The 23737-nt window shown below is 65.2% G+C and carries 16 protein-coding genes; 6 read left to right on the top strand and 10 right to left on the bottom strand.

Annotated elements, in window-relative coordinates; all coding sequences use genetic code 11:
• Positions 1-547, top strand: a 547-nt coding sequence (locus VM221_10725) for a HisA/HisF-related TIM barrel protein (protein ID HUT75290.1), incomplete at its 5' end; no start/stop codon positions are given.
• 556 nt (positions 548-1103) lie between these two features.
• Here VM221_10725 and VM221_10720 read toward each other — a convergent pair.
• Positions 1104-3848: a HEAT repeat domain-containing protein gene (locus VM221_10720; protein HUT75289.1), complete on the bottom strand. Its 2745-nt coding sequence runs from the start codon at positions 3846-3848 to the stop codon at positions 1104-1106.
• Between the two features lie 227 nt (positions 3849-4075).
• Here VM221_10720 and VM221_10715 point away from each other — a divergent pair, with 227 nt between their 5' ends.
• Together VM221_10715 and VM221_10710 are read left to right on the top strand one after the other, a co-directional pair.
• Positions 4076-4504 (top strand): hypothetical protein, encoded by a 429-nt coding sequence (locus tag VM221_10715; GenBank protein HUT75288.1) that lies wholly within the window; start codon positions 4076-4078, stop codon positions 4502-4504.
• A gap of 225 nt (positions 4505-4729) precedes the next feature.
• Positions 4730-4921 carry a hypothetical protein gene (locus tag VM221_10710; GenBank protein HUT75287.1) on the top strand — a complete coding sequence of 64 codons (192 nt, stop codon included), beginning with the start codon at positions 4730-4732 and terminating at the stop codon, positions 4919-4921.
• A 58-nt stretch (positions 4922-4979) separates the two neighbouring features.
• Here the strand turns inward: VM221_10710 and VM221_10705 are convergent, their stop codons facing one another.
• From VM221_10705 to VM221_10690, 4 genes are all read right to left on the bottom strand, one after another.
• Positions 4980-7280 carry a CpXC domain-containing protein gene (locus VM221_10705; protein ID HUT75286.1) on the bottom strand — a complete coding sequence of 767 codons (2301 nt, stop codon included), beginning with the start codon at positions 7278-7280 and terminating at the stop codon, positions 4980-4982.
• A 360-nt stretch (positions 7281-7640) separates the two neighbouring features.
• Entirely contained in the window at positions 7641-8468 is an 828-nt protein-coding gene (locus tag VM221_10700; GenBank protein HUT75285.1) for a formylglycine-generating enzyme family protein, read from the bottom strand.
• A gap of 522 nt (positions 8469-8990) precedes the next feature.
• Positions 8991-9674 (bottom strand): response regulator, encoded by a 684-nt coding sequence (locus tag VM221_10695; protein HUT75284.1) that lies wholly within the window; start codon positions 9672-9674, stop codon positions 8991-8993.
• Between the two features lie 854 nt (positions 9675-10528).
• Positions 10529-13492 (bottom strand): GxGYxYP domain-containing protein, encoded by a 2964-nt coding sequence (locus tag VM221_10690; protein HUT75283.1) that lies wholly within the window; start codon positions 13490-13492, stop codon positions 10529-10531.
• Positions 13493-13755: 263 nt separating this feature from the next.
• Between VM221_10690 and VM221_10685 the strand changes: the two genes are divergently transcribed.
• Both VM221_10685 and VM221_10680 read left to right on the top strand, forming a co-directional pair.
• Positions 13756-13944: a hypothetical protein gene (locus VM221_10685; GenBank protein HUT75282.1), complete on the top strand. Its 189-nt coding sequence runs from the start codon at positions 13756-13758 to the stop codon at positions 13942-13944.
• 2 nt (positions 13945-13946) lie between these two features.
• Entirely contained in the window at positions 13947-14093 is a 147-nt protein-coding gene (locus tag VM221_10680) for a hypothetical protein (protein HUT75281.1), read from the top strand.
• A gap of 164 nt (positions 14094-14257) precedes the next feature.
• On the opposite strand, the gene VM221_10675 is transcribed toward VM221_10680, so the two are convergent.
• A complete protein-coding gene (locus VM221_10675) occupies positions 14258-17107 on the bottom strand; it encodes a heparinase II/III family protein (protein HUT75280.1) in 2850 nt (949 codons plus the stop codon).
• A gap of 527 nt (positions 17108-17634) precedes the next feature.
• On the opposite strand from VM221_10675, the gene VM221_10670 reads away from it, so the two are divergent.
• On the top strand, positions 17635-18900 hold the full coding sequence (locus VM221_10670) for a hypothetical protein (GenBank protein ID HUT75279.1): 1266 nt from the start codon (positions 17635-17637) through the stop codon (positions 18898-18900).
• Positions 18901-19947: 1047 nt separating this feature from the next.
• Here VM221_10670 and VM221_10665 read toward each other — a convergent pair.
• From VM221_10665 to VM221_10650, 4 genes are all read right to left on the bottom strand, one after another.
• Entirely contained in the window at positions 19948-20853 is a 906-nt protein-coding gene (locus VM221_10665; protein HUT75278.1) for an SUMF1/EgtB/PvdO family nonheme iron enzyme, read from the bottom strand.
• A gap of 209 nt (positions 20854-21062) precedes the next feature.
• Entirely contained in the window at positions 21063-21464 is a 402-nt protein-coding gene (locus tag VM221_10660) for a hypothetical protein (GenBank protein HUT75277.1), read from the bottom strand.
• A gap of 174 nt (positions 21465-21638) precedes the next feature.
• A complete protein-coding gene (locus tag VM221_10655) occupies positions 21639-22859 on the bottom strand; it encodes an MFS transporter (GenBank protein HUT75276.1) in 1221 nt (406 codons plus the stop codon).
• Positions 22860-23217: 358 nt separating this feature from the next.
• A complete protein-coding gene (locus tag VM221_10650) occupies positions 23218-23595 on the bottom strand; it encodes a hypothetical protein (GenBank protein ID HUT75275.1) in 378 nt (125 codons plus the stop codon).
• Positions 23596-23737: the final 142 nt, after the last annotated feature.

Below are 23737 nucleotides of genomic sequence, written 5' to 3'. Positions count from 1 at the left end.
CAGGGAGAGTGGCGCTGCGGTAGGGGTGAGCGTGGTCGGTGTGGATCTCGATGACACCATTGACTTCATGCTCGCCGCCGAGGACGCGGGGGCGGACTACGTTTCTCTCTGCCTGCACTCGGGGATGGACATGTTCGTCAGTGTTGGCCTCAGTTGCGCGCTGCTGTGGCGGGAGAACTGGCCTCGGCTGCGGCAGCACCTTACGGCCTGCCTCCAGGCTGTGCGCACCCCCTTGATTGCCAAGATTGGGGTCACCAGGATGCCTGACGACGAGCAAGCAGTGGGCGAGATGGCCGCAGTGGGCGTCCGCCTGGTCCATGCCAACCTTGGCGAGGTCGCCACAGACAGAGGCCGGGACTTCATCCAGCGCCTGAAGGAACACGGCGTGTTCCTGGTGGCGGGCGGCGGCATTAGGAGTGTTGGCGATGCGCGGCGAGCGATGGAGGCTGGCGCAGATGCGGTAGCCGTGGGGACAGCGGCCATGCACGATGCCGCTTTGTGCGGTCGGCTCCAGGCAGCCTTGCGCAGCAGCCCGCAGGCCTCTTGAAGTCGGTCGTGCACCGATTGCCATCCTGGGCTGAGGTCATCTTGCTGCGCGCCGCTTTCAGTATTCATCATGGCGTATGTCAGCCGGGTATCCCTGCCCCTGCGCTGTCACCGCCTCTCTCCAGCTCTATTGTCCTAGACGCTGTCAGCGCCGATTTCAGATTCCGCATCCTCACCGACGAAGAATCCGTACTCTCGCCTCAGGTCGTGGTTGGCGTTTCGCATTATCGGAAGCCCCTTGGCCTTGACAGATCGCGTGAACATCCGCCCTATACACTTATAGGAAGCGCGCCACGCGTGATAGGAGGGTGGAATGACCAAGGGAGGATCAGGGAAGGTAGGCACGGGGAAGGCAGGGAGCAAGCGGCAGACTCGTTCGCTGCTGACTGAGTTCCTGGATGCGCTGGCGCTGGAGGGGCGGTCGCCGCATTCGGTGCGCTCTTATCGCCTCGACCTGGAGCCGCTCCTGGTGGCGCTGCCGGCGCGCCTCGACCAGGTTCACCCTGCCGATCTGCGCGAGCACTTCCGCACTCAGCAGCAGGCAGGCCGCGCGGGCATCACCCACCTTGCGCTACTGGCGTGCTGTGCTTTTCCCTCGTCGTCGCGAGCCAGGATTGCCATTTCCGCGCGTCTTCTCCGAAGTAGGCGCCCGTGGTCTTCCACAGAGCCTTCGACGCGTAGAATCGCACCTGGGCATCCGAGTCGTCGAGAGCGCGAACAAGCGGCTCAATGGCGCGGTCACCGCGTATCTCGACCAGCGCACCCGCAGCCGTCTGTCGCACGCGCAGGTCGCGATCCCTCAAGGCTGCCGCCAGGGGTTCTAGCGCGCGCCGGTCTCTCAGAGACCACAGGGCTACAGCCGCAGCGTATCGGACATCGCCGCTTTCGTCACGGAGCCGCGTTGACAGGGGCTCGACGGCCTTCGGATCACGGATCATTCCCAGAGCCCTCGCCGCACCGGCGCGCACTCTGTAATCTCGATCCCTGAGCGCAGCAATGAGAGGCGTGACGGCGCGTTGCGGCATATAGTTATAGAGCGTCCAGGCCGCCCCGGCGCGCACGAATTCGTTCGGGTCGTGGAGGGCGCCAATGAGCGGTCTGACCGCGCGCGGGTCCTTCGTTTCCCCCAGCGCTCGCGTGGCCCGTTCCCGCACCCGCGGGTCCTTGTGCCCGAGGGCCTGGGTAAGGGGAGCAACCGCCAGCTTACCCATCTTGCCGAGCACCTGCGACGGCCCCCAATCGCCCGCCCTCCGCGGGTCCTCCATCATAGCCACGAGCGGCCGCAGCGCGGGTTCGCCGATCTTCACCAGCGCATCCTCCGCGTTGCTTACCACGTAGCGATCCGGGTCCTTAAGCGCCAGGATTAGCGGCGCGATGGCACGGGGATCGGCAAACCGCCCCAATGCCTCGGCGGCGGCGTCTCGCACCATCGCCGTGTCGTCGTGCAGGCTGGCAAGTAGTGCGGAGAACGAACGCGGGTCCTTGATGTCGCCCAGGGCGCCCGCCGCGCGCCATCGCACCCAGTGGTCCGGGTCCTTGAGCGCGGCCATCAGCGGCTCGACCGTACGGCTGTCTCGCATGGGGCCCAGGGCCCTGGCTGCGTTACTGCGGACCTGCGCATCGGTGTCGGCGAGAGCCGCGATCAACGGCTCCGCGGCCCCGGGATCCCTGATCTTCATTTCCCCGAGCGCCGCCGCCGCCCGCTGCCGGACGATAGTCTCCCGATCCTTCAGCGCGGCGATAAACGGCGTGACCGCCGGCTCGCCCATCCCCGCCACGTCTCTCAGCTCCGGATAGGACCCCGCGTGAATGTCGAACGTGATGGAGAAATGCAGCACCGGACCGACGGCACGTGGATCTTTGATCTTGGTCAATGCCCAGGCCGCGCTCCCCGCGATGCCATCGTACTTGTCCTGCAACGCGGCGATGAGCGGCTCCACGGCGCGACGGTCGCCGATCCTTCCCAGCGCTTCCGCAACCGTTCGCGCCACCTGATGATCGCGGCTGCTCAGCAAGCCGACCAGCGGCAGGACGGCGCGGCGATCTCCGAATTGCCCTAACGCCGCCGCCGCGACGAAAACGTCATGCTCTGAACTTGATTTCAGCATGCGGATAAGGACTTCGACCCCTCGCCGGTCTTTCAGGCGGGCCAGCGCCAATGCCGCTGGATCGGCGGCGGCGCTGTCGCTCAGGGCCGCCGCCAAGGCATCCGCGGCACGCTGGCCGCCAATGCTACCGAGCGCGTCCGCTGCGGCCTCTCGAATCATCAAATCCCAGTTCGGCTGTATGCCCTCGTCTGCGCGCGGAACCTCCCCCGGCACCGCCCCTTCTCTGAGGGCCGCAGCCAGGGCATCTACCGCCCGAGGGTCTTTGGAGTCGCGCAAGACGCCCGCGGCCTTCGCTCGATCCCAGTTGTCCCCGGTCCCCAAGACGGCGATCAGGGCAGCCACAGCGCGCGGATCCTTGAACCAGCCCAGCCCGGTCAGCGCCGCGGCGTGGACGCTCGGAGACTTGTCCTTGAGTGCGGTGATCAGGGGTTCCACCGCGCGGGGGTCACCGGTGCCGCTCAACGCCCAGACCGCCTGGGCGCGGACCTCGGAATCCTCGTTTGACAGGGCCGCAATCAGGGCCACTACCGCCGGCCTGCCAATCTTCCCCAGCGCCCTCACCGCGCCGATTCGAATGCCGGCATCGGTATCGTTCAGCGCCGCGGCCAAAGGCGCGACGGCAATTGGCCCCAGGTGCCCGAGAGCCTCTTGAGCCGCTGCGGGTATCGGTTCATCCGAATCTCCCGGCAGAATCGAGGGTGCAACGGCGCGGGGATCCTTATTATTCAGCAGCGCAATCAGGGGTGCAACGGCGCGGGGATCCTTCAGGTTGCCAAGTGCCCACGCCGCGTGAGTTCGCAACTGCGCATCGTCGCCTCTCAGCACTGCAAGCAATGGCTCCACCGCGCGCGCATCGCCGAGACTCCCCAGCGAGTTCGCCGCGGCGGTCTGGACGCTTTGGTCTGCATCCTGGAGCGCAGTGATGAGCGGATCAACCGCCCGGGGATCGTCCGAGTCTCCCAGGTTCGTTGCGGCTTGTGATCGCACGTCTGGAGATTCGTCTTTAAGCGCCGCAACCAGCGGCAGGACGGTGCGCGGCGTTCGGACGTAGGATAAGGCTTTGGCCGCCTTCAGTCTGGCGGCCGAGTCCTGGGCCTGCAACTGCTGGATGCGCGCGTCTATCGCATCTGGCGCAGGATGCGCGCTCGACAGGCAGAATGACAGCAGCACGAGGCTGAAAAGAAACCTCGGCAAGCGAAGCCCGCGCGCTTCGTGTCGCCCATATGCCATCGCTCCCCCCCTTTGAAGATACTCGATGGCGGCTTTCGTCAGGGTCGGCGGTGAATCCTGCCTGTGCCTGCACCCAGCCGGATAGACCGCCATATCGCACCGACATGCTGCCGGCAGCGCGGCCCGCTGGTCGGCAGGATACTTCGGCCGCCCCCCGAAGTGACGCCGTCGTAACGAGAAAGGATGCGCAGATGAGAAAGCCCCTTGGCGTTGTGGCGCTCGCCGTGATCGCTATGGGCCTCGCGATTTTCGCCCGAAGTCGAGCTTGGGCCGACGATGTCCCTCACTCGCTTGCTAACGCGGTCCCTCTGGATGGGACAGAGGTAGACCCATCGCCGGACCTCGACATTGTGGCTACATTCCACGATGCAGATGGTTCGACGCGCATCTACTTTCCGCTAGAGAACGCCCACGACGGCATCAAGTTCGAGCCGGGCCAGACAGTGGAGTTTGAAGCCGCCTATGACCAGCACTCCTTTCCCCCTGTCACCGGCTACCAATGGCAGGTAAGTGGCCCTGATGGTTACCACCTGGAGACGGTCACCAACACCCGCAACTGGACTTGGGTCGTGCCATCGAGGTCCGATCACTATTGGGTAACATTGCAGTTAATCCTTTAGTCGGTCGAGTCACCGCGTCGCGCCCCGTCTTGGGTGCATTTCCGCGACATGGTGGCCAGGGCAGCGAGTGCTGCCACCACCCGTCCGGCGCAGCACCTGCCAGGGTCGACGCAAAGTGCGCGCCAGGCTCCCCCAATGCCAGCGAGCCGCCCTCCTCGGCAGGGAAAACGGCTCGCCTTGTGCTTGCTGCGGACTGGTGTAGTGCGCCTACGCCGACTGCGCCAAGTGCTGTCGGGCAAGACCAGCGCGCAAATCTCCTATTTTCTCAAGCGCTGCCGGGTGTTTGGCCTGCTGCGCAAATGCGGCCACAGCTACAAATACTACCTGACCCAGCTGGGGCGGCGGGTGCTGCTGGTCGCGCGCCGACTTCAGGAATTCCTGATCGTGCCTGCGCTCGCGGGCCAGCCCAGCGCCTGATTTTTTCTATACAACCTGTTCAGAATATCAGTGATAAGAAACTAACACCTAATCTTCTTTAGGTGCCCCGGAGCCAGGAAACCAGCAGCATGGCGGCCGCCAGTGCTCGTTCGTAGGCCTGCTGGGCGATTTCGGCGACGGCTGCGGCTGACTCCTCGCTGGATGAAGCGTCGCGCACGCGATCCACCGCGTCACGCACCGTTGGGGACGCCAGAAAATCCCCCACCCAGGCCTGCGTCGCCGGCGCCCGGCCAAAGGCCTCGCTCCACACCTGGTCTCCCGGTGCAGGCTGTTCTCGGTGCACCGCGTGCACAATCTCCGGGTCGGTGAAAGCCGCCAGCCAAGGACCCGGTGCGGGCGGGGGCGCGCCCCGGCGTGCCCACTCGTAGTGGTGCAACAAGCGGCCGTCGTCGAAACCGAGGACGCAGACCGTCCCCACCGCCAGACCGACTTTCTCGACTGCCGCCTCGAGCGGGCGCGTCGCTCGCGCGCGTTCCGCTGCGCCGCGGACGACGTACCACACGCGATGCTTGACCAGGCGCTGCAAGGGAGGGGAAGAAGTGACGACATCTCGCCAGGCCTGAATGGAAGAATCGAGATTCGCGGTCGCCAGCGCGAACGTCTCCTTGTTCAGTGTCGTCAATTTCTCGCCATCGGATCGGCCGACGACCAGGGGTGGCGAGTCCGGTTCCCGCGCGCGCAGGAAATCAGCGAAGTCTTTCATCCCGAACAGCACTACAGCATGTGCCGGATAGCGCTTGGGCCGCGCCTGCGCGGGCAGGCCTTGAATGTACGCCACTACCGTCTCGAGCTCGCTCACCATGTTGTCGCGATGCTGCTGGTAGCGCGTAGGGTACACCTGCACCAGGAGCGGGCCCTGCGGGTCATGATACTGCAAGAGGCTGTCCGCTCCACTGTAACGCCCACAGCCCGCACACCGGAGCTGGTGAATCTTGCCCGCGCGCAGGATGGCGCGCAGGTGGGAATCGGTGGCGATGTTGACCGCCGACCACAGGCGGACTGGTGATTCATAACCGCAACCAGGGCAAGTGAAGGCGCGCTCCTTCTGCCTGCTGGCGGTGAGCAGATCCTCCGTCTCCGCGGCCGCGGTCTCTCCTTCTGGCGCCTGTTCGGCGCGCTTGATCTGGCTCTCCAGGTACTCGCGGACCGTCATGTAGAGCATCGGCTTCGGGGGCAAATGTGTTTCAGCGGAGGCGACTTCCGGGGCGGCTTCGGGGCCCGCTTCAGGTCCGGCTTCCGGCGGAAGCCCCGCCTCGGCCAGGAAGCTCTCAATCAGGATGCCCTCGGCGAAACCTTCACTATAGGCGCGCTCGCTCTGCTTTTCCAAATGCGCGTATGCTATGAGCGTGGGTACATCGCCCTCAAAGATTCCGCTCGCCAAGGGCCAGGCCACGTCCGAAAGCACGGGCCGCAGTTCCTGACGCCGGACCGCCTCCTTGGCCTTTGTCAACCACCGAAACTGCGTCTCCAAACGGCCTGCGCGCCAGTTCCTGAGGGCCTCCGGTTGCTGCGCCGCCTCCACCTCGGCTGTCGCCGCCGCCTCGTTGATGCGCAACGTTTCTTCCACTTCCGCTTCGCTCAGCGCCGCCAGCCAGTCAAGATAAACCGAGGGAGGTTGGCCGGTGGCGACATATCGGCGCTGCCACAATGCTCTGGCATCCAGCCAGCCATAGAGGTAGAAGTTGCCGAGCCACTGGTAGATTCTTTCGGCAAACTCCGCAGTCGGGATGCCCCCAAACCAGTGGTGCGCCAAGAACTGCTTAACCGCCTCCGCGCGTGAGCGCAGGGGTGCTGTGCGCATCTGCACCACCCTTACCGCTTCGGAGACCAAGTCCAGGCCGCGCGTCAGGCGCCTGACGTCTTCCGCGCTGAATTGTCGCAGCCGCTCCCGGCGGGCCTCGGTCGCGGCCGAAGCCGGAGCCGGAGCCGGCCGGGGAGCAGCCTTGGTCCCGGTGGTAATCGCCTCGAAGAGCGCGCCATAGCCGAGCACCACTTCAGGTTCCGCGAACTGCTGGGGCGCTGCTCCCCCACCGCCTAACGAGCGCTGCGTTTCTTCGAAGTCCGCCCTGAGCGCTCGCTTGGCTTCTTCGACGCACCCACGGTCTTCCTCGGGAAGAGCCAGGATGACCCTCGGCGCCTCCATGTCGTGATACAGAAGAGACGACACGGCGGGCGAGGTTGTCGAGCAGTGCGGGCAGGTGAGCAGGTTGAGCCGACCGGAGAGAAACAACGCCTCGAGCTGCGGGTGCAGAGTGACGTTGATGGATGACCAGAGGCGGGCCTGGAACTGCTTGCCGCAACTCGCGCAGGTGACCGGGTGACTCTTGAGCTGACTCATCGGTTGCCCTTCGCAGAGCATTCCCGAGGCGCGGCTCCGGGGGCTTGCTGCGAAAGAGCGGATAAGTGAGCGGCAGACAGTGCTGTCCTGCCCGGATGCCGCAAGCGACCCGTTCCGCGGGCAGTATACCCCGCGATGAACTCGGCGTCAAATCACCCCGGCGATTTCGCTGGCTTGCGTTTCTATGGTGTCAGGTGACCTGCGCCAGCAGGTGGCGGATATGCCCGCCGACCACCTCCGTCGGGACCACCTGACCGTGAAAGCCCGTTCAGCGCATCCCCGCCAAACGCAACGCTAGCACCGCGCGCAGGGGCTTCGCCCCTGCGCCCCCGTGCAAGGGGTAAGAGGGCAAACGGCTATTCACGCAGATCCTCGCGCACAACGGAAGCCGTAGCAGATGTTGTCGCGGTTGTCGGGGAGGTCGTGGTCGCGGTTGGCGCAGCGAAAGTCCTCTGGATCGCCGTGGCCCCAGGAGCCGCCCCGAACCACAATATAGTCGCCGGTTTTCGGCGGCGTCAGGTCGCCCTTGGCATACCGCTGGTAGGCCGTCTTGTCATACCACTCCGCGCACAACTCCACCACATTCCCGGCCATGTCCGCGCACCCATACGGGCTGGTGCCCCCCGGGTAGGAGCCCACTGCCGTCGGGCCTTCCCGTACCGGATCGTGAGCTTGCATCCAATTCTCGCACGCCGTATCCCACTCGCTCAGACTCGCATACGCGCGGCCCGTAATGACTTGGAAGTTGCGACACCGAGTGCGATCCCACTCGCTCCCCCAGGGGAAGACCCGCCCATCCGTGCCCCGCGCCGCCTTCTCCCACTGTAACTCCGTCGGCAAGGACTCCCCCGCCCACGCGCAGTAGGCACTGGCGTCATCCCAGCATACGCACATGACGGGAAATCCTCCCAACCCGCTCGGAGCTTTCCTGCCTTCCCAGTAGTCCGGCGCGTCACGCCCGGTGGCCTGCACGAAGCGCTCATACTGCGCGTTGGTCACCTCCGTGCGCCCCATCCAGTAGCCCGGCAAGTTCACCCGGCACTGCGGCTGCTCAATCTCGAAGAACTCGCGCTCATCCGCCGGGTGCTCCCTCAGCCAGGCGTCAATCTGGGCGTCGCTCGTGCCCAGGATGAAATCCCCCGGCGCCACGTACACCATCTCCATCCCGCGCTTGGGGTTTACCCACACGTCGCCCGCCTGCGCATCTGTCGGTGGCGTAGGCGTACGCCATACTACAGCGTTCGGGTTCACTTCCGGCGCAGGTGAAACGCGTTCAGTTGGACGCACCGGTGCAGCGCCCGCCGCGGTGACCAGTCGGTGGTTCATGGGGGCCTCCCTTCGAACAGGCTTACCACGACCGTGCCCGCAGGAGCGCAGTGCCGTGATCCGCGCGCCGCTCGCCCCGGGCAAACAGTCAACAACCGTCCGACGTGGGCGCGGGCCAGGCCTCTGGGTCATGACGGCCATCCTGCGACCCTAGCGAGGAGTGGCGCCAGTATAGCGCGCCCAGGCGGCAATGCCAAGCCGCGCCAGCGTGCGTTTCTGTGGTGGCGGAAGACCTGCGCCAGCAGGTGGCGGAGCTGCCGGGGAACACCTGCCTCCGCTGAGGTCGGGATAAGCCCGCTGAGCCAATCCCAACGCCGACCGCCCAGCACCGGGCCACGCAATCCTGGGAAACCGGCCAGTCCGGCGTCTGGTGATCGAAGCGTCCTACGCTTTGCGGACAGGTGGATGTCTCCGAGGCTCGACGATACCGGAAGACATCTGCAGTGCCATCAGGTGAGCGGCCTCAATCACCTCCAGCGTAATCTGCTTTATCGGACAGTCCCGCTCGCGGCTGGTTTCCTGCAAGCGCTGCAGGGCCTCGTCCGCAGTCAGCCCAACGCGATCCATGAGCACGCCCTTGGCGCGCTCCACGAGCTTGCGAGCCTCGATGATCTCGGTCGGGTTCTGGACGTCCTGTTTGGCTTGCCTAAGCTTAGCAAACCACGTCGCCGCTACACGCAGTGTCGACAGCAGTTGCCTGGCGCTCACCGGCTTCACTAGATAAGCCGCGGCGCCGCCAGCGGCCGTCGCTCGCACCGTGTCATCGTCAACGCAAGCAGTCAGCATCACGACTGGCAGCGGGCGTTGCGCCATCAGCCGCTGTGTCGTCGCGACGCCGTCCATGCCTGGCAGCGCAACCTCCATCAGCACCACATCGGACCCGACTTCCTGAACCAGCGCCAAGCATTCCTCGCCGCTGTTCGCCTCGCCTGCCACCGTATGCCCGGCCGCCGTCAGCATCTGCCGCAACTTCGTCACGGTTGCCCCATCGCCCTGGCAAACCAGAACCCGCAGACTGGGTAGTCCCGTCGTCGCGCTGACCCTGTTCGTCTGCACCTCGGTCGGCATTCTGTTTAACCTTGTCTTATCGTGCACATCGCACGCGGGTGCGTAGCGCGAGGACTTCCACGCGCGTCGTCGTTCCGGGATTGGCCTTAGCCACAGCCATATCCTTCCGTTTGCTGCTCGACCCTGCGCACCAGACGGCTTGGGATAAGATCGCGCGACGCTGACGCCCAGGTGGCGCAAATGCCAACGAACCGCCCTCCTCAGTAGTGGAAAGCGGTTCGCCGGTGCTTGTTGCGGACTCGTGTAGTCCGGCTACTTAGCCTGCGCCTCGAACACCTCCATCATCCGCACCAGGAGCTTGGAGAGGGTCGTGCTTGGCGGCCAGCGCGCGCAGCCGCTCCGCCTGCTCCCCGCGCACGGGCCGCCGTCGCCATCGGCCCCGCGGCGCGCCCCTTCTGCGCGCCTGTCCCGAGCGCGTGCCCCGAGCGAGGTCGAGGGGAAGTCGAGGGAACGTTGCGCCCAGGGCGCTTCGTTTGCCGATCGGCGGCCTGGGGCTGCTGCTCCTGCGGTTCTGGCGCGTGGGTGGCTGCATTGGCTTGTTCCCTTGCCTACCGCTTGTGCCGCCTCCTTGCGCGCCGCCAGCCGCTGCTGGGTCCACTCCTCCACTGCCCGGTTTTGGGCTGCTCTCCTCTGTCTTGGCATCGCTGCCTCCTCTGAGTCAGGTGTCTGGGCCCGCCGTGGCAGGCGAACACACCCCTCACTCGAAGGCCATGAATGCCAAGTCCTTGCTTGCGGTTTCTGAGCGCCTGCATGAGACACTCTCGGCCGCGGGCTGGCGGCGCCGGTCAACAGAAGCTTTGTCCCGTAGGGGGGAATTCAGGACTCAGTGCACAAGCAGGCAGGAAATGCCCCGTTCAGCTACCCGCTGACGCAACCTCCCATAGCATCACGCTTTCCACGGCGAGCGCAGCCTTTCCGGTCCAGAAAACTCGGGTTTCAACGGCGCCGCCAGGATGGTTGAAGATCAGCGGGAACGCCCGGTACTTCCCCAGGGGCAGTTCCCCGGCGCCCACTTCGCGCACGGCGGAGCTTCTCTCCCCGCCGCCCACGCAGGTGTCTAGCACGCAGACCGTCCCTTCACCGTCACCAGTGCGTTTCAGCCTGAAGAGTGCAAGATACCGGCCGGCCTTCAGAGGGCTATACGGCCCGTAGACCATGTGCCCAATCCGCGACTCGCCCTTGACCGTCACCCAGACGTCTCTTTGGCTCTCCATGTCCCTCTCTGCCTTGCCCGTGGTGTGAGCAAGGCAGACGGCGTCATATTGCCTGACGAATTGGAGCGACAGTGCTTTCGGGAGGCTGCCGGCCAGTTCTGTTGAAGGCACCTCGTGCATAGCCGACGAGAAGCGCTTGCCTCCAAAAGGACCTTCCACGTCGAGAAGGATGGCGCGCCCCGAGACCATACCCATCAGTCCGACGGCTGCCTCTTGGCCGGGGAGCAGATGAACGCGATTGGGCTTCACAGAGGGCGCTCTGAGTCCTGCCGCCAGCTTCACACGAACGTCCATCGGCTTCGAGGAAACGTTCCTCAAGAGTACGCGGAAGGAGGCCGCGCACCCTTCAATGTTTGCCATGCTCGTCGGGAAGCCGACCAGCACCTGTTTCCGAGTCATATCCAGGCGGCAAAGGGCCGCGAGTTGCTCGGGGCTCGCCGCCACATACGCCGGTCCGAGCCGAGCAAGAACTTCCTCCAGCGCGGGGAGGTCGTAGAACCAGTTGCACACGAAGACGTGAAGAAACGCTGGACGCTCCTCTGGAGTGATTGAGCGGATCTGAGACACCATGAAGGCAATCTGCTGATCCCTGGTTCCATCGGGCTGCCAGCCGGTGACGGCATGAAAGACCGGGGTATTGCGCGCCGTCACCCGCATCGCCTCCGGGTATGTGTAGACGCTCTTCCCGTAATCTGCGAAAACGGCCTGCAGGAACGGGATGCGCTCCGCAAACCTTGCGATCTCGCGGTCTCCCGCTCCGGACGGGTTGATCGTCCTGAGGTCCATTCGATTCATGTAAAGTTGAGTCTGATCCAGGAAACCGTCGAGGACGCGCGGACGGTCGGTCTCGCGATAGCGCTTGGCGTAACGGTTAGGGTAGGTATAGCCGACTCCAGATACGGCGGCGACGAAAGAATCGTTCGGCGTCGCAGTGGAATAGTAATAGTCCATGACGTCGGGGATCAGCACGCAGGAGGAGGGGGATATCGTCCAGCCAACGGGAAAGGCACCGCGGGCCTTGCTGTCCCATAGCTGAGGCCAGTTCCCGCTGGTGATGACGGGGATGTTGTCGCCATCCGAAATGTTGAAGGCAAGGTATACCTTGTCGTTCCGCAGCGCAGGCGGGTTGTATCTGCGCTGACGGAATGCGGGAACGCGCACCCCGGAATGCACGCTGAGGTTCCCGCAATTGACCGATCCCACGAGGTACTTGGCGAACTCGGCCATCAGTGCCACGCCATCCCCCTCCCCAAGGCCGACATCGGCTCCGGCGTAGGGATAGCCCATGATCGGAGTGTTCGCCGGAAGCGCCGCAAGCAATTCCTCTCCGAAGCGCATCTCCGCCTCGGGGTCAACATACTTCCTCGCGCCGTCTATCCGCCCCGGGAGCCAGAAGATGAACACCTTATGCTGCACCAGATAGTCGCGCACGGCCGATTCCTCCGGCCACAGGCACGCCGCGACGCAATGGCTCATCTGGCTCCAGAGGTTCTGGTACGCCCACCGGTAGGCGTCCACGTTCTTTGTCCACCGCCCTCGGAGGTCCCTGATCACCGGGAGGGCGATCCCCTTCGCCAGCCGGGGTGAAGCCACGATCCCGTCCTCCAGGCTGGCGAGCATCGTGGCGATGTTATTGCTAGCCGGCAGGGCGGGATCGGTTATGATCATCCCTTTCACCTGGTTGTGGAACTTCGCCAGCAGATCCTCTGGCGATGAGACCGTCTCCGTTCGACTGATCCACTTCCTCTTCAGCATCCAGTCCAGCCAGGTGGAGTCGCTCGCGGTGGTGAGGTAGTAGATCCGAGGTTCGGCGCGGTTGACGATGCCTTGCAGCGTTGACAGCAGAAGCTTCCAGTCCGGGGAGCACTTGCGTGTATCCAACACCGTAAGCACGGGGGACGGCGGTGCGGATCTGGGGAATATGTCTGAGGACAGGTTCGTGTCGCCGCGATACACAAGGTTCCTTGGCTCACCGGACGGCGCGGGTTGTGGAACCATAAGGACGCCGGAAGCGATGGAGGCACCCTCGACCCGAAAGAGACTGACTACGCTCACACGGGCGGCCATGTTCCCCGACCAGTAGAGCCGGCACTCCAGCCTCCCACCGGGATGGTGGAAGGCAAGCGGAACCTGCGCGTAGCGGCCCCGCACCAACTCATCGCATGAGACCTCGCGCGACATGAGGATGGTCTTTCCCGCATCGACGCAGGCGTCGACGCTCCCAAGAACCTCACCCGGGGCCTCCTCGAGCAGCTTGATACGGAAGAAGGCTATGTAGTCGCCGGCTTCCAACTCGGCGTACGGACCGTAAAGCATGTACCCGGCCCCATCGGTTCCCGGGTGAGCCTCCCACGCTCTCCCGTTCAGAGCTTCTGGGTCCGCAACCGCGCGCCCGACCAGGTGGCCGAACTTGCCGACATCCCAGATCTGGGACTCGGTGTACTTCCCAGAGAGAAGAACAGTTTGCTGCGCCTCCCGCAGGATCGACTCCGGCAGACCTGTCGGCTGGCATCCCGCCGGCACGCTAAGCCCGGCGAGGAGGAAAGCAATCCACACCACGAAAGCGAACAACGGTCTTGTGCCCATGCTTTCCGTGAACCCCATCTGAGCGGTTCTCGGTGCTGGCTGGTTGTTCCTTCCGAGCAACTTACCCCGCGGGGGCGGGGGCATTTCACAAAGAAACGAGGGGCCGCCGCCGATGACGGCGACCGGGGCACAGCATGCTTGTGCCCGAAATATGGCGGCGCACACCGTGCGCCGCCGAAGAATGGTCATGCCCGCGCGATGGAGAATGACGTTGCGGCTGCGCATCGGTGCAAGCACATGCGCGCCTCGGGTTGCGCCACTCGGGCGAGCAGGAGGAACTCATGGCGATCCGCGATCTGGCCAGCAAGACAACCCCCCAGGGGAGCGTCACCGCCGTGTGGTATGACGAGCAGGAGCAGAACTTCGTCGTCCAGCACGAGTTCGTCCATCTGAGTTTCTACGAGCCGGAGTTCATGGCTTTCGTCGAAACCCTGGTCGCGGCCAAGGCCAAGTTCGAGCAGGGAGGCTGACCGTGGGTTTCGTGAGCAGCCTCTACAAGATCGCGCGCATCGCCAATGATGTCAGCGCGCTGGCGAGCGGCAATCCCAAGTGCATCGGGCGACGCCTGGTCAATAAGATGATCGGCCGCAAGATCGCGTCAAAGCTCTACCTGCGCTAACCCCGGATGACGCGCAGGCGTCACCGCCACTCAGCCCTACACCCACGGACGCCAATGACCTGCGCCGGCAGGTGGCGGATATGCCGGGGAACGGGTTGAGACACTGACGTCGCCTCCCCGAGGGGAGGTTCCTGGCAGGCCGAGGTGACGCTGCGGCGAATCTGTCAGCGCTGCCAGACATCCGCGTCGCCGACCGTGACCGCGCGCACGGCATCAGCACTGCCCGCGACCGCCCAGGCGCGGCCCGCGGCGGGATCGAATGCGATCTCCACAAACGGGGTGTTGGGGGCGAGTTCGACGCGCGCGTCCGCCAACCGCAGCGAAGTGGCACCACAGAGGGCGACGCAAAGCGGCCGTCCCGTGGCATCGGTGCGGATCATGGCGAGGTCGCCGTTGAACTGCACCTTCCAGTCCGGCTGGACCAGCGCGCGCCCCTGTGTCCGAGACGGCCTTAGCTTGAGGGGGTTTTCGACGTCGGCCGCCACCACCAGATCGCGGCGCCCGTCGGCCAGCCGCACTTCCACTGCGACGTTCTGATCGGGGAATACGTCCCCCCGTGGCGTGACCAGCGGCAGGCGGCGGATGGCGGCGATGTTGGACGTGCGCTCGTAGGGCTCGATGACGCTCACGAAAGTCGAAGCCAATGGCTGGTCTGGCTCGCCCTTCCCTTGGCGCCGCGAGATGACCACCGGGATCCACGCTTCGGCATTGTCGGCGACGAGCGATATCCACGCCTGGCCGATAAGAGCTTGCGCGTGCGCGGTCAAGTCGGTCACGCGCAGATGCACATCGGCGCCAGGCGGCAGCAGGTGGCGGCGGTCGTCGACCTTCCAGTCGGCGCTCCACTCGGGAGCCGGCGAGGGATCGGCGGAGAAGTTGCAGGTTTGCGTGTCATGCCCGTAGTCGGGGGCCGGGTGCAGCGACAGGCCGCTGGTCGTCACCGACCCGAGTTGGCTATAGGTGAACCTGGCATGATCGGCCCCGCCAACGACGCGGAAGATATCGAGGACATATGAATCGCGATCCGAGATGTCAATCAGCGCCGCGGTGCGCTCGAACTGGCGGCCGCCGATGAGGCGGGGACCGGAAGCGCGCATGACGCGGACGCCCTTGCCGTCGCCCCACAGGGTGGTGTGGCCGGCGGCCTCCTGCTGGTTGTTGCCGTCAACGACGACCGTGTTGTGCGCCGCGCTCATGCCGTACCACCTGGCGCGGGGGGACATCCACCCACCGTACTGCACCGGCGGATAGCCGAAGTCGGGCAGCAGGTCGAGGCCCTTGGCGAACAGCCCGAGGTTCATGCCATCGGCGTGGCCATGGCCGCCGCCGGCGTCATAGTCGAGCCACAGGTCGCGCTCATCGGCGCCGTGGCCGCTGCGCAGGATGGCGAGGTGCCATTCCTGCTTGTTGACGCTACCGACCTTGGGCGCCGCCCCGGCGCGGGCGACGACCTCTCCCACCTCCTTCTGCGCGGCGGCGGGGTCGGCGCAGAAGATGTCGTACGGTAGATCGCGCGTCGAGTTGCCGTTGGCGCGATAGGCGATCTGGGCGAAGGCCGCGTCGCCGGTCAATTGGCAAATGCGCCACAGAAAAGTGAACATCGAGGGGTTGATGCCGTTGTTCTTACTCAGCCACACGCCGGCGTAAGACGCGATTGGCCCGGCGAAGATGCCGGCGTCGCCGCAGGTCGGATAGTACTTGAACAGGCACCAGGTCTCGACGTGGAAGCGGAACATCTGATGCAGCCGCGGATAACGCTTGAAGATCTGCGGCAGGAACTCGTTATCCATGCGCGCGTACTGCTCCAGGATCTGCGCCAGCACCGCCGCGGCGTAGGCCGAATACCCCGACAGCCCCTTCTCACCCGTCATCCCGTCCACTGCGGTGGACTTGGATATGACGGCGCCGAGCGCCCCGTAGACTTCCTCACGATTCCCGGGCCACCCCAAGACGGTCTCGATGACGGTAGCGGTGAGGTCGGTTTGCGGGTAATTCGAGTAGATCTTCCCGCGACTGACGAGCGCGTCGCGCAGGATGCGGTCCTCGATATTGCGCTGGATGTCGGCGAACGAGGCCTTGGGGTTGTCGAGCTTATACTGCTTGGCCTTGCGCGAGAGGAAGGTCACCAGCGCCGGGTCACGCTGCAGGGCCGCGAATGCGTAGTCGTAGGCATAGGCCAGGTCGCGGGTCTCGACGCACGCGTCATGCCAGGTCGAGACGTAACCCGCGCTGCCTTTTTCCTCGTAAACCCACCCCTCCTTACCGAAGTCGAAGGTCGGGTAGAGGTCGGCAGTGCGATCGAGCAGGACCCCCGCTTTGTGGGCATAAACGGGATCGCCCGTGACCACATAGGCCGCGGCGAGGCTGCGGATGCCGGCGAGGACGGCCTGCTTCCACTGGCCGAAAACGAGATAGGCGCCGATGAAGCGCCAGCGCTTATCGCCGTTGACATAACCTTCACCATCATCCACCCCGAATCTGTACAGCGGATCATTGGGGTCGGGATGGTCCTGGTTAAAGAGCAGCGTGCGGTCGGCGCGCTGTGGGTCAAAGACGCCGTGCTCGTCGAGGCCGGAAAGGTAGAATTTGTGGAAATCGTTCTTGGGAAACAGCTCCTTGCAGTGGGGGCAGCGCACTTTCCACGGCCGCGCCAGCGCGTCCATCTCCCAGGTGTACATTGGCACGTCGCGCTCGCATGCCGGGCAATGACCGTTCGACAGCACCATCCACGACCGCGAGATGGTGTGCCCGAACATGAGATCCCACAGCTCGTCGTCGGTGAACTTGAGCCAGGGCTGGGCCGCGGCGGTCACCTGGTCGCGGATCTGCGCCGCCCACGGATAGGCGGCCGCGTTCCATTTGGCGTTTTGGATCATGCTCGCGCCACAGTAGACACCGTTGGTTTTCGCGTCAGCTCCCGCGCGGGCCGCGAACATGGCGCAGATGGCAATGATGACGGCGAGCCCACCGAGGCCATGCCATTCGGCGGCCCGACAAGCGCCGGTAAGTATCACCCCCACCTCCAGTCAATGCGGCTCTTGCGAGCGCCTGCCGAGTTCTTCGTCTATCGCACAGTCATTCATGGCAGCGCACGCCACCCGACAGGACGAAAACCGTTGGGCCCAGGATTCGCCATATCGACCGGCTTTCTCTTCCTTGACGTGAAGGCTTCCCTGTTCTTGGCCTGGGCCCCTGCCGCCAGCCGAGTACGCACATGGACGCCGATGACCTGCGCCGGCAGGTGGCGGAGCTGCCGGCCAACCGATCGAGGCACTGACGCGTAGTCGCTTCAGATGGCGCGGATGGCAAGGGCGCTCCCCGCTAGCGAGAGGAGGCCAAGCCTCGAATCGGGAAGTACTGACCCGGAGGCAGGCAAAGTCAGTTGGTGGCGGTCCGCGTCCCAGGGGGATTCAACGATGAAAGGGGCCTGGCGCAGGTTGATCGTTCCGGCAATGGTTGACCGCACGCGCCAAGCTGCGCGTCCTTGAAACCGTCGGGATGAGCGGGGTCTTACAAAACGCTTTGCAGGAGGGAGGACAGGATGAGGAAGCGGGGAGTAATCGCTCTCGGGATCGTCGCCGCCGTGGCAGCGATCACACTGGGGGTGGATCGGCCGTTGGCCGCCACCGGTGAAGGCGCGGCGGCCGACGTGCCGGCCCTGGTGGCGGAGGGATTCGGGGCCGCGTCCATCGGCGGCGAGGGTGGAAGGGTGATTTGGGTCACCAACCTCAATGACAGCGGCCCGGGGTCATTTCGCGAGGCGGTGAGCGCGGAGGGCCCGCGCATAGTAAAGTTCAAGGTAGGCGGGATCATCAACCTCGCCTCCAACATTGAGGTGGAGCATGGCCGGCTCACCATTGACGGCGCGTCGGCGGCGGACAAGGGTGGGATCACGCTCCACGGGCACAGCATCGAGCTCAAGGGGCTGGAGTGCCGCGATGTGATCGTGCGTCACCTGCGCGTGCGCCGGTCTGGGGGCGACTGCATCAACATTGGGGGCGGGGCCCATCGCGTGGTCATTGACCACTGCTCGGTGAGCTGGGCAACCGATGAGGACTTCGGCATCAACAAGGGGCATTACGTCACCGTGCAGTGGTGTGTCATCGCGGAAGGGCTGATTGAGGGGGGGCACGAGAAGGGCGCACATACAGACGGGATGCTGGTGGCCCACGGCGCCAACCACGTTACGGTGCACCACAACTTCTTCGCCAGCAACGGCACGCGCAACGCGCTCATGCACGGCGAGGGCGGTTTTGGGGCCGGGCACGAGAAGACCGCCATTTACATGCCCATCGCGATCTTCGACTTCCGCAACAACCTGATTTACAACTTCACCTCGGGCACCGAGCTGGCGCAGGGGCTCTGCGCCAACGTCGTCAACAACTATTACCGCTATGGGCCCAGTGACTTTCCGCTCGTCTATCCCCCCAGCAGCGGCCGGGGGATGCCGATTCACCTGCAACTTGAGACCTACTACCCCGGCTCCGAGCGCCCGAAGCTCTACTGTAAGGGCAACGTCGGCCCGAACCGCCCCAAGGACGAGGGGGAGGAGTGGGCGCTCGTCTATGTCGGGGGCGTCTCCCAACCGGGCAAGTGGGGGAGCGACCCCGTCTATCGCAGCAACAAGCCGTTCCTGACGCCGCCGGTGAAGACGCAGCCGGCAGAGGAGGCCGCCAAGCTGGTGCTCGAGGAAGCCGGGGCTTTCCCGCGCGACGACGTTGACCTGCGGCTGGTCGAGGAGTTCCGCACCGGTGGGGGCAAGATCGGCGCCGGCTATCTGGAGTGGAAGCAGAAGCACAACCTGTGATTGCGCGCGGTGGGCCCGCGTTGAAGCGGTGCTAGCCGCGCATCGCGCCAGGCGATGCCCCGCCACAACGCCGTTTCTTGCGACAAATGCCCGGCCAGAGGGCCAGCATACGGGTAGGTCGGATGTGGGTGGTACCTATATACCCCGAAACGGCAACCGCCCGTAGAAAGGCCCGCTGCGCCTATGTTCTTGGGCAAAACCGGAAATGCCGGCGAGCCGCCCTCCTCGGTAGGGGAAAGCGGCTCGCCGGTGCTTGCTTCAGACTAGCGTGATGCGACTACTTGGCCGCGCCCTTGAACACCTCCATCATCCGCACCAGCAGCTTGGCCAGGGTCAACTCGTTCTTGGCCGCCGACGCGGGCACCCTGGCCACCTCCTGTCCTGCGTGCATGGCGCAGCTCGCATACGGCGCGCGCCGCTGCGGCGTCGCCGTCGAGGTGCGCCACCTGTCACAGGTCGTGCGCCAAGCGGTGGACAACGCCTAGCGCGCCTCGGTGATGCCGCGCGCTTGTCGTTCACGCAGGTGTCGCCTTCCACCACGTCGAGGAGTCCTGCGTTCGGCGCCTTGAGTCCGGAGACTCGGCACGGATGACGGCTGCGTCTGCGCGAGAGCTGTCGCCGTCAAGCCGGCGGCTGCGCGGCCTTCGGATGCCTGCAACCGGCCCGCCGCCGCCAGCGAGTGCGATATGGGGGGTGCCGCGGAGCCGCGAGCGCCGCCGATGGCGGGGGCGTGTCCCTTCGACCATCCCGCGATATACCCAACCGCGAAGAGGAGGCTGGCAGCAGCGATCCGGGCCAGAATCGTTTGCAGTGAAGCTCTCATTGCGCTGAGCCTGCGTCCCGGCCGGAGCGCTGCTCCCTTCTGGGAACAAGGAGCCATTGGCGACAGTCGGTTGTCAGTTTATCGAGGCCGCGCCCGAATCCTGCCACGCGCGGCGAGTCTGCAGGTTCCCGAAGGCTTCGTATTGATACGTGTCGGTCACGGTTTGGCTGTCATCCAGCAACGGAATTAAGGTGACTGTCCCCCTGATTGCCCGATTACTTCGCTCAGGGTGCTGCCGCACGGGCGCAACGAAAGCTCCGCTGTTCGTCGCGTTCGTTGGGGCTGGCAGCGAAGCGAGTGGCGCAGCGATATTTCCACGTCTGGCAACCAGCATCGCCGTGGGGATAGTTGCTGCCCCGAACCGCGCGCTCCTTGCCGCTGCTCGGCCCCTGAGGGTTCCGGCGCGGGCTGTGCTTGTAGTAGTCCGCTTGGAACCAATCCGCGCACCACTGGTGCACGTTGAACAGCATGTCTGACGCCCCGTAGGGGCTCACCAGCGCCGGGCTTCCCACGGACGCGGTCTCACCCTCGGACGAGTAGTAGCGGCCGTCTTCGGAATTGTTTTCAGGAAACTTGTTTCCCCAAGGGGAGATTCTGGCGTCGGTCCCACGCGCCGCCTTCTCCCACTGCGCCTCCGTCGGCAGCCGCTTGCCCGCCCACCGCGCATAGGCCGCCGCGTCATGCCAGTTCACGTTGACAATAGGGCGGTCGTCATGCCAGCCCCCAAACGGCTTCGGCGGCATTGCTCTCTTGCTTGCCCGACAGAATCTGCGATACTGCACCACGGTCACTGGGCATCTGTCTATCCAGTAGGCATCCAGATACACGCGGTGCTGGGGCTTCTCGTTAGCGCGTGCGTCTTCATCGCTGGCCGCGCTGCCCATCTGAAACTCACCGGCCGGGACATAGACCATCGCCGCGCCGTCCTTGGGGTTCACCCAGATGTCGCCGGCCTGCGGACGCAACGGCGGCCGAGGCGTCCGCCAGACCACCGCCTGGGCATTCACCTCCGGCGCGGGCCGAACGCGCTCGGTCGGGCGTGTCTGTGCGTAGCCAGCGACCGCAACCGTGAGTCCGCCGGCCAGGCAGAGCGTTATACCAAAACGAGCCGCAACTCTAATGTGATTCACGGTGTCCCTCCCTCGAAGACTCCCCGCCTCGCCTGCGACTGGCTTAGTATAGCGCGGCCAGAACGCCGAGCCAAGCCAGCAGCATCACCGTCGGCGTGCATCCACACGGACACCGACGATCTGCGCCGGCAGGTGGCGGAATTGCCGGGCAACGGGTTTGGAAAGTGAAGGCCGAGCGCACTTAGGAGCAACGGTCGTTTCCGAGCGTTCTAGTCGCTGTCAGCCTTGCGGCGGGACGCACGCTTGCGAGGCGGCGCGGCTTCCTTTTCAGGCTGGCTGTCAGCGGCCTTACGCCGCGAAGACGGTTTGCTCAGTGTGGCTGATGCCCTCGGCAACTGACCGAGGATATCCGACGGCCGCATCCCGATAGCATCCCAGAGGTCCTTGTCGGCCCCCAGCAGCCTGGCGTCGGCGTCCGCTACCAGCTTGCGCTGCGCATCGGTGAGCTCGCCCCAGGTGCGCGCCAACGGCTCGCGGTAGAGGTCGAAAACCTCCGCGGCGTGGCGGGCCAGCGCGGTCGTTGCGTCGTCCGCTCCCTCGGCAGCCACCTCGACTACGGTCTCTACCGCCCACGCGTATCCCGCGATCAGCCTCTCAGCCTCGGCATCCATTTCCTCTGCCTCGCATCCGTCTTTGCGACGGCCTGGTCACGCGCGCCAGCCGCGTGCCAACCGCCAGCCGGACGACCGGCGGCTATCGTACCACCTTCCGGCGCGGCCGTCGTGTGGTAGACCGCCTGAGCATCGCACTCCCGCCACGCGTGGCGGGCTTCCGCTGCGCAGCACTCATTCCTCTTCGCGTGGCTCGCCTCGCGCACGCCGCCGCACCACAACGATGGCGGCCAGGGTTGCTGCCGCCATGATGCAGGCGCCAAGGCGCACCGCTGCCGGCGCGCCCAGATACTCGGCCATCGCGCCCGCCTGCAGACTGCCCAGGGGCGCCGTGCCTGCGATTACCAAGCCCCATACCCCCATCATCCGCCCGCGGACCTCGTCGGGCACCGAGAGCTGGATGGTCGTGTTTGCGGCGGACATGAATGCCAGACCGCCCATGCCCACCAGTGCCAGCAGCAGCGCCGACAGCGGGAGCACCCGCGAGAATGAGAATGCCACCAGCGAGGCGGACATCAGCACCGCGCCGCCGAAGAGCAGACGCCGCAGGTGGCGCCCGCTTCCCGACGCCACCGTCAGCGCGCCGGCGAGAGCGCCGACCCCGCTCGAGGTCATGAGGTAGCCCAGCCCCCGCGCCCCGACATGCAGCACATCGCGGGCGAATACGGGCATGAGCACCGCGTACGACCAGCCGAAGATAGAGAATACGGCCAGCATCACCGCCATGCGCAGGACCGTGGAATTAGAGCGCACGTAGCGCAGCCCGCCCAGCGCATCGGCCATGACGCCAGTGACCTCCGGCCGGCGCGGTCGGCGCGGAATGCGCATCAGCACTAGCGCCACCAGCACCGCGATGAAGCTCAGCCCGTTAATGAAGAAGCACCAGGCGACGCCCACGACCGCCACCAGCGCCCCTGCGATTGACGGCCCGATGATGCGCCCGGCGTTGAAGATAGAGGAGTTGAGGGCGATGGCGTTCATGAGATCCTCGCGCGCCACCATCTCGACCACGAACGCCTGCCGCGCCGGCATGTCGCACGCCATCACGGTGCCGCTGAACACCGCCAGTACCGCCACCTGCCACACGCGAATCCAGTGGCCGCCGGTGAGCGCCGCCAGCACGAACGCCAGCACCATCGCCGACGACTGGGTAACCAGCATGATGCGACGCCGGTCCACGCGGTCCGCAAGCACCCCGCCGGGGATCGCGAAGAGCGCCATGGGCAGCGAGCCGAGGCTGCTGATCACGCCCAGCAGGAAGGCGCTGTTGGTGAGCTGGTAGATCAGCCATGACAGCGCCAGGTTCTGCATCCACGTTCCCGACACCGAGATCAACTGCCCGGCGAAGAACAACCGGTAGTTGCGATGGCGCAGCGCGGCAAAGGTTCGCGGCAATGGCGGCCAGCGGGGCCGCGGTTGAGGGCTGTCAGTCATCTGCGATCATGGTTCGGCAGCGGCGTGGAGGCCTTCGCTCCCTTCATCATTGCGCGGCATGGGAAGTCACGCGGAGGCGAGCGTCAGACCTTGCTCTCACGGTGCGGTGAGCAGATTTCATGTTTACCGGTTCAGCTTTCTTTATCGTTCAAGCGCTATCCTGCCGGTTTGAATGGGCAGTCCCGGTGTAACATGCTGCTGCTCGCGGATCGCCCAGCGCCCAACCAGTGCCAGAGTCGGGAATCTGCAAGGTTAATATCGCCGACACACGCGGCGAGCCGCCCTCCTCGGCAGGGAAAGCGGCTCGCCGGTGCTTGCTTCAGACTCGCGCAATGCGACTACTTGGCCGCGCCCTCGAACACCCCACCATCCGCACCAGCAGCTTGGCCAGGGTCAACTCGTGCTTGGCGGCCAGCGCGCGCAGGCGCTCCGCCTGCTCCCCGCGCAGGGCCACGGTCACCATCGCGCCGCGGTCAGCGGGCGGCTCCCCAGCGCGCCTCTTCTGCGCTGTGGTGGCTTCAGGGCGCTTGGTTTGGCGCTTGGCGCCCTGGACCTGCGGCTTCTCAGCCTTCGCCACCGTGGGCGCCACGGGCGCGGGTTTCGGCTGCTCCGCCTGGGCTTCGGCTGCCGCTTCCGCATCCAGCATCTTCCGCGTGTCGGCTACCAGCTTGGCCTCGTGCTTCTTCAGTGCGGCCATCTTAGTGTAGTGTCCCGATGATGGCTTTACAATGGGCGACCTTCTCCAAGATAGCATCGACCTTTTTCGTCCAGACGAACGGTTTGGGATTCTCGTTGTTGACCCGGATGAAATCTTCGATCGCCGCGACGAGTTCCGGGAC

The organism is Armatimonadota bacterium, assembly GCA_035527535.1.
Classification (GTDB): Bacteria; Armatimonadota; Hebobacteria.
The sequence above is the reverse complement of the archived record's forward strand: the minus strand, read 5'-3'. Positions and strand labels throughout refer to the sequence as shown.

Bases quoted from the DNA above. Each gene is read 5' to 3' on its own strand.
- VM221_10650 (HUT75275.1), bottom strand. From the start codon at position 23,595: ATGGCCGCACTGAAGAAGCACGAGGCCAAGCTGGTAGCCGACACGCGG.
- VM221_10660 (HUT75277.1), bottom strand. From the start codon at position 21,464: ATGGATGCCGAGGCTGAGAGGCTGATCGCGGGATACGCGTGGGCGGTA.
- VM221_10695 (HUT75284.1), bottom strand. From the start codon at position 9,674: ATGCCGACCGAGGTGCAGACGAACAGGGTCAGCGCGACGACGGGACTA.
- VM221_10670 (HUT75279.1), top strand. From the start codon at position 17,635: ATGAGGAAGCGGGGAGTAATCGCTCTCGGGATCGTCGCCGCCGTGGCA.
- VM221_10715 (HUT75288.1), top strand. From the start codon at position 4,076: ATGAGAAAGCCCCTTGGCGTTGTGGCGCTCGCCGTGATCGCTATGGGC.
- VM221_10690 (HUT75283.1), bottom strand. From the start codon at position 13,492: ATGGGGTTCACGGAAAGCATGGGCACAAGACCGTTGTTCGCTTTCGTG.
- VM221_10705 (HUT75286.1), bottom strand. From the start codon at position 7,280: ATGAGTCAGCTCAAGAGTCACCCGGTCACCTGCGCGAGTTGCGGCAAG.
- VM221_10685 (HUT75282.1), top strand. From the start codon at position 13,756: ATGGCGATCCGCGATCTGGCCAGCAAGACAACCCCCCAGGGGAGCGTC.